This is a genomic window from Streptomyces sp. NPDC057099 (assembly GCF_042671245.1).
Taxonomy (GTDB): Bacteria; Actinomycetota; Actinomycetes; order Streptomycetales; family Streptomycetaceae; genus Streptomyces; species Streptomyces purpurascens.
Genome location: NZ_JBHUTX010000114.1, coordinates 1 through 1,990, shown reverse-complemented (window position 1 = coordinate 1,990; position 1,990 = coordinate 1). Strand labels below are relative to the sequence as shown.

Sequence of the window (1,990 nt, the reverse complement as noted above, 5' to 3'; positions counted from 1 at the left end):
GTTCGGCGGCGTCCTACTCTCCCACAGGGTCCCCCCTGCAGTACCATCGGCGCTGAAAGGCTTAGCTTCCGGGTTCGGAATGTAACCGGGCGTTTCCCTAACGCTAAAACCACCGAAACACTATGAAACTGTAAACTGCCGCACCATACCGTGACCTGGCATGGGGCTGTTCGTGGTTTCAGAACCAACACAGTGGACGCGAGCAACTGAGGACAAGCCCTCGGCCTATTAGTACCGGTCAACTCCACACGTTACCGTGCTTCCATATCCGGCCTATCAACCCAGTCGTCTACTGGGAGCCTTACCCTCTCAAGGAGGTGGGAATACTCATCTCGAAGCAGGCTTCCCGCTTAGATGCTTTCAGCGGTTATCCCTCCCGAACGTAGCCAACCAGCCATGCCCTTGGCAGAACAACTGGCACACCAGAGGTTCGTCCGTCCCGGTCCTCTCGTACTAGGGACAGCCCTTCTCAATATTCCTACGCGCACAGCGGATAGGGACCGAACTGTCTCACGACGTTCTAAACCCAGCTCGCGTACCGCTTTAATGGGCGAACAGCCCAACCCTTGGGACCGACTCCAGCCCCAGGATGCGACGAGCCGACATCGAGGTGCCAAACCATCCCGTCGATATGGACTCTTGGGGAAGATCAGCCTGTTATCCCCGGGGTACCTTTTATCCGTTGAGCGACGGCGCTTCCACAAGCCACCGCCGGATCACTAGTCCCGACTTTCGTCCCTGCTCGACCCGTCGGTCTCACAGTCAAGCTCCCTTGTGCACTTACACTCAACACCTGATTGCCAACCAGGCTGAGGGAACCTTTGGGCGCCTCCGTTACTCTTTAGGAGGCAACCGCCCCAGTTAAACTACCCATCAGACACTGTCCCTGATCCGGATCACGGACCCAGGTTAGACATCCAGCACGACCAGACTGGTATTTCAACGACGACTCCACCCACACTGGCGTGCGAGTTTCAAAGTCTCCCAGCTATCCTACACAAGCCGAACCGAACACCAATATCAAACTGTAGTAAAGGTCCCGGGGTCTTTCCGTCCTGCTGCGCGAAACGAGCATCTTTACTCGTAGTGCAATTTCACCGGGCCTATGGTTGAGACAGTCGAGAAGTCGTTACGCCATTCGTGCAGGTCGGAACTTACCCGACAAGGAATTTCGCTACCTTAGGATGGTTATAGTTACCACCGCCGTTTACTGGCGCTTAAGTTCTCAGCTTCGCCAAGACGAATCTTGACTAACCGGTCCCCTTAACGTTCCAGCACCGGGCAGGCGTCAGTCCGTATACATCGCCTTACGGCTTCGCACGGACCTGTGTTTTTAGTAAACAGTCGCTTCTCGCTGGTCTCTGCGGCCACCCCCAGCTCAGAGCGCAAAGCTCATCACCGGATGTGGCCCCCCTTCTCCCGAAGTTACGGGGGCATTTTGCCGAGTTCCTTAACCATAGTTCACCCGAACGCCTCGGTATTCTCTACCTGACCACCTGAGTCGGTTTAGGGTACGGGCCGCCATGAAACTCGCTAGAGGCTTTTCTCGACAGCATAGGATCATCCACTTCACCACAATCGGCTCGGCATCAGGTCTCAGCCTTGTGTGCGACGGATTTACCTATCGCACGGCCTACACCCTTACCCCGGGACAACCACCGCCCGGGATGGACTACCTTCCTGCGTCACCCCATCACTCACCTACTACCAACTTGGGTCACCGGCTCCACCACTTTCCTTTCCCCGAAGGGTCCGGAACGGCTTCACGGGCTTAGCATCACTGGATTCGATGTTTGACGCTTCACAGCGGGTACCGGAATATCAACCGGTTATCCATCGACTACGCCTGTCGGCCTCGCCTTAGGTCCCGACTTACCCTGGGCAGATCAGCTTGACCCAGGAACCCTTAGTCAATCGGCGCAAACGTTTCTCACGTTTGTATCGCTACTCATGCCTGCATTCTCACTCGTGAACCGTCCACAACTCGCTT

2 rRNA genes are annotated in these 1,990 nt (G+C 56.0%); both read right to left on the bottom strand.

Going from position 1 to position 1,990, the window contains the following annotated elements:
- Positions 1 to 117, bottom strand: a 5S ribosomal RNA gene (gene rrf, locus ACFT4A_RS42400).
- 91 nt (positions 118 to 208) lie between these two features.
- Positions 209 to 1,990 (bottom strand): 23S ribosomal RNA (locus ACFT4A_RS42395); the annotation flags it as partial.